Origin of the sequence: Bartonella sp. OC16QHHD (genome assembly GCF_042194035.1) — a bacterium.
Lineage (GTDB): Bacteria > Pseudomonadota > Alphaproteobacteria > Rhizobiales > Rhizobiaceae > Bartonella.
This window is the reverse complement of the sequence record NZ_JBHIMJ010000009.1, coordinates 1-4343: the sequence shown is the minus strand read 5'-3', so window position 1 is coordinate 4343 and position 4343 is coordinate 1. Positions and strand designations below refer to the sequence as shown.

Annotated in this window: 6 protein-coding genes; 5 read left to right on the top strand and 1 reads right to left on the bottom strand. The window is 34.5% G+C overall.

Annotated elements, in window-relative coordinates:
* Window positions 1-254: 254 nt before the first annotated feature.
* The 5 genes from ACFIK1_RS01315 (at window position 255) to ACFIK1_RS01295 (ending at window position 3287) form a co-directional block, all read left to right on the top strand.
* Complete coding sequence (locus ACFIK1_RS01315; RefSeq protein ID WP_375661903.1) at window positions 255-602, top strand: hypothetical protein; 348 nt, start codon at window positions 255-257, stop codon at window positions 600-602.
* Entirely contained in the window at window positions 589-1047 is a 459-nt protein-coding gene (locus tag ACFIK1_RS01310; RefSeq protein WP_375634978.1) for a hypothetical protein, read from the top strand. Before ACFIK1_RS01315 ends, ACFIK1_RS01310 begins: the two co-directional genes overlap by 14 nt.
* A gap of 331 nt (window positions 1048-1378) precedes the next feature.
* Complete coding sequence (locus ACFIK1_RS01305; protein ID WP_375633770.1) at window positions 1379-2149, top strand: hypothetical protein; 771 nt, start codon at window positions 1379-1381, stop codon at window positions 2147-2149.
* Window positions 2150-2362: 213 nt separating this feature from the next.
* Window positions 2363-2806 (top strand): single-stranded DNA-binding protein, encoded by a 444-nt coding sequence (ssb, locus tag ACFIK1_RS01300; protein WP_375661902.1) that lies wholly within the window; start codon window positions 2363-2365, stop codon window positions 2804-2806.
* 49 nt (window positions 2807-2855) lie between these two features.
* A complete protein-coding gene (locus tag ACFIK1_RS01295) occupies window positions 2856-3287 on the top strand; it encodes a hypothetical protein (protein WP_375661901.1) in 432 nt (143 codons plus the stop codon).
* Between the two features lie 7 nt (window positions 3288-3294).
* Here ACFIK1_RS01295 and ACFIK1_RS01290 read toward each other — a convergent pair whose 3' ends face one another.
* Window positions 3295-3999 carry a hypothetical protein gene (locus ACFIK1_RS01290; RefSeq protein ID WP_273758872.1) on the bottom strand — a complete coding sequence of 235 codons (705 nt, stop codon included), beginning with the start codon at window positions 3997-3999 and terminating at the stop codon, window positions 3295-3297.
* Between the last annotated feature and the right edge of the window lie 344 nt (window positions 4000-4343).

Sequence of the window (4343 nt, the reverse complement as noted above, 5' to 3'; positions counted from 1 at the left end):
CGCATTTCATTCATGAGAATAGGCAAGCCTAGTGAAGAGCAACATAACAGTAGCAATTCTAAAGCGGCTTAAAACAGCAAAATAGTGAAAAGTGCTGATCATTTTACGATTAGATATGCATTTAAATCGACAAAAAGGTACCATAAAAAGCGATTTAAAGATTTTACGATGAAAAACACATCTGTAATATAAAATGCTCTGTACGGTCAAATTTGAGGTAAATTAACCTATTGGTAAAATTATGGACTAAAAACATGGAAATTTTAAAACAACTGTTCTTAACAAATCATAAACAGCCTATGCAAAAAAAGTGGGTTGCAACGGCTGTTGGGTATGTTCCTTGGGGGGACGGAGCAGAGGAGTATTTTTACAACCTCTACGAATATGAAGACGGTACAAGAGAGTGTGAAAAGTTTGATGGCGGTCAGTATTATACCACACCAGAAAATGCGGATTTTAGTACCAAAGCGCAAGTGAAAGCTTGGGTTTACGGTGGAAATATTCCGAAAAGCGTTCTCAATTACGAACCTCTTATAGATGAGATCAATAAAGAGATCAAAAAATTATCGAAAACCGCAGGAAATAAATATGTTTACAGATAAGCAGCTAAGAGCCTTGTTTGGCATTATAACTTTTATATTTTTATGTTTTTTAGGAATTAAAAAAAATCCCTACTTTATTCAAAGTATTTTGATATTCGCATCTGTTTCTTTGGTAATAGTCACAGCGGTTTTTGCAATTTTATGCAATTCTCATATTCCTTTTGAGTTGCAGAACAATCCAAAATACAAACGCAGCAACACAACAGGTTGGAAGATATTAACACGTGATTTACAACAGTATATGCACCGACTCTTAAAGCTAATAAGTTTAGCACTTGTCGTTTTAATTTTTCCAAATAGTTATACTGTATTTTGGTATTTAGATATCGTTATTTGGTACTTTTTTTTAATTTATTCATTCTTTCTCATGTTGCATACACGCAGTTTAATAAACATGTCCATTTACGCACTACATTTTATAATAAAAACCAAAAGTAAAATTTAAAAGCGCTTGATATTCAACTAGGTAGGTATCAAAATGAAAAAAAATAAAAAATACGTATTGACTTTAAAGAAAAGTTCGTTTAGAAAGGTCGACAAGTGCTCAAAACACTTAATCGTAAGCGGATAAATCACGATAAGGTTTTTCCCATTTCTTTAAATACTGGCTGTCTTTTATGTTATGATTAGCATATAATGATTGTGTCGGGTGTGGTCACACCATACAATACTCTTTATGAGAAAAGTGTGACGACGGACTTACGACCGTGTTTTGAACACCCGGCGCCCTTTTAGGGTTGTCAATTCAAAACTATATTTTCGTAAGGATTACTAGCATGAACGCTACAGTTAAAAATCAAAAAACATCTCCAAAATATGAACTTACTAATGAAAACCGCGTTGTTAACGGTGTGACTTTACACCGCATTAAAGCTTTAAAAGACTTTGCTGATGTTAAGATGGGGGATTTAGGTGGTTTTATTGAAAATGAAGATAACCTCTCTCATGATGGCAATTGCTGGGTTTATGATGATGCTATGGTTATTCAAGCAAGCGTTTCCGAAAATGCCAAAATACGCAATAAAGCCTGCGTTGTGAATTGGGCTAGGGTTTATGGTAATGCCGTGATTAGTGATCAGGCATGGGTTTTGAATGATAAGGCACATGTTTATGACAATGCAGTCATTAATGGCAATGCAAAAATTGGAGGCTATGTTTTTGGCAATGCCGTTGTGAGTGATAATGCCGTTATTACAGAGGGGGCTCTTATTTACGATAATGCCCGTGTTTATGAAAATGCGTATGTGAGTGGGCTTGTGTTTAATGATGCCCATGTCTATGGGAAATCACGCCTTTCTGCGTGGTCAAAAGCTTATGGAAATGCTCATGTTTTTGATAAAGCTATAGTTTATGATGGTAGCAATATTTATGACAATGCCAAGGTTTCTGGCTCGGCGCGTGTTGGTCCCTGTGCAAAAATTCACGATAATGCTCATGTGAGTGGCAAGGCACAAATTTGTCAATTTACAACAATTTATGGCAATGCTGTGCTTAAAGAAAATAAGAAATTTTCTGAAGATGTCTGTGGTGTTGATAAAGCAGCGTAAATAAAATAACGGCGGTGCGGGGGCGCCTGCTTTAAAATAGAAAAAAGAAAGCCATGTCATTTGCGTGATGTGGCTTTATGTTTATCAAAAGATAAAAAAACATAATTTTATATGTTAAAAAATAATAATATCCTTTTGAAATAATTGAAAAAATATGAAAATCATGCTAAGATTTTCTATGTATTAAAATACAAATTTAAGGTAAGAAAAAACATGCTAAATAAAGTAATGTTAATCGGGCGTCTAGGTGCTAACCCCGAAAGCAAAACAATGACTTCTGGAACAGAAATAGTCAATTTTCGTATGGCAACTTCTGAAACCTATACAGATAAAAAGACCAATCAAAAAATAGAGAAAACTGAATGGCACTCCGTGGTGATTTTTAATCCACATTTGGCAAAAATTGCACTTCAATACCTCAACAAAGGTTCAAAGGTTTACGTAGAAGGCAAATTACAGACACGCAAATGGCAAGATAAAAATGGGCATGACCGTTACACAACAGAGATTATTTTACCACAATTCAAAGGCGAGTTGTATTTGCTTGATGTAAAGAAAGATCAATCTGCCCCTTCATCTATTACTTCTCAAAATTATGCTATCGCTTCAGGTGCCGCTGATCATAGTGCATCTCTTAATGACAGCATACCATTTTGATTGATAAAATATAACAAAGAGAAACATGTGGGCTCCCACAGATTAGGGGATGTATGAAGNGCGTGCTAAACGCTTTGGTTTGACTATTGAAGAGGCTAAAAATCCGCTTGCTGGTACTTATGTTGGGCGGCTGTGTTTGCAAGGCATGCTTACTCAAGACCAGTATGATGCTGCGCAAAAATATCTTGAAGTGAAAAATGACTATTTGTGTGCAAAAGGTTTACCAAGCGCTGTTTATGATGAAATGCCATCATCTTCTGATGACAAAGCAAGAGAAAAATGGGTTGAATTTGCAACAGAACAGTTTTCTAATATGCAAGAGGCGATAAAAGAAACACAACATCTCTATAGACAGTATAATCTTTATGCAGCAATACAATATATTGTTGTCGAAGACAAAACATTACCACATCTTGTGAATTCATTGCGGGTCGCTCTTAACGCGCTTCATAAATATTTTGACAGAAAAACTAAATGGTAAATGTTTGTTATAATGTTTCAAAGGCAGTTGATTGCTCTTCTGATATTTCGGCTATAAATACTGCGTGAGAAAAGCTAAATAATATATATACGAATAGCTCAAAGAATGCGATATAGAATACAATACCCATAGAGAGGTTTTCGCGAAACTGAATCCAGAGAAGCATTGTTTGTAGTAAAAATGAAACAGGTAGCGCTTGTATTCTATATTGGATTGGTGCCATACAGACTGTAAGGGGAAGAGTAAGCATTAAAATAATTGTCCCTAACAAATAAGGGGCAAAAGAGCGGGGGAAAAACGTAGCAATGATGTACCCTGTAGAAAACATAATTATAAAGGTAACCACTGCTGTGAAATAGGAGAGTGCCATAAGGCGTAAGAATAAAAATAAGCTGCGTTTAGCAAAACGAAAGTAATAATTTATCGTTTTTTCTCCGTTTTTTTTCTTAATCGCTTTATGTTCTCTAAATCTTTCTCGTTTCTCAATTATTTCGTTCCATTTGCTTTTATCCTTTGTAAAAGCATAATCGATAGTTTCTAACGTTGGCAGTATTATTGTTAATAGTATTTTTCCTACTAAATTTAAGAACTCTTTTAGAGTTTCAAGTATGCCCCCTAGAAATAATCCAATGCCGTAAATTACTAATATAATAATATCAATTAATATTGGGATTATTAAGATAAGGATTACAATTCCTATAATAAACCACATTTTCTCCCCCGCTTTTTATTAGTTTCTAGTCATATAATTGATTCGTTGAGATAATACAATTGTGAGTTATTGGGTGCTAAAGATACTAGATTTAGGTGAAAAAAATAAAAAATACACAATATAGTGATTTTTTTTGTTGACAGGATATGAAAAATAGTGTTTTATGGCGTTGCTGTACTAGTCGAATTGCGTCTAGAATTACGGTAAAAGTATAACCTTTCTTATAAGTTTATATGATTGTTCAGAGCCCTGCTTTTGCGGGGTTTTTTATTGTCTTGTTTACAAAAAGAAACACACATGAAAACCACTGAAAAACTTGCAAAAAGAACGCCCCCAAAGGCAGG

Excerpts from the sequence above, each read along its gene's own strand:
- ACFIK1_RS01315 (WP_375661903.1), top strand. The coding sequence starts at position 255 with ATGGAAATTTTAAAACAACTGTTCTTAACAAATCATAAACAGCCTATG.
- ACFIK1_RS01310 (WP_375634978.1), top strand. The coding sequence starts at position 589 with ATGTTTACAGATAAGCAGCTAAGAGCCTTGTTTGGCATTATAACTTTT.
- ACFIK1_RS01305 (WP_375633770.1), top strand. The coding sequence starts at position 1,379 with ATGAACGCTACAGTTAAAAATCAAAAAACATCTCCAAAATATGAACTT.
- ssb (WP_375661902.1), top strand. The coding sequence starts at position 2,363 with ATGCTAAATAAAGTAATGTTAATCGGGCGTCTAGGTGCTAACCCCGAA.
- ACFIK1_RS01290 (WP_273758872.1), bottom strand. The coding sequence starts at position 3,999 with ATGTGGTTTATTATAGGAATTGTAATCCTTATCTTAATAATCCCAATA.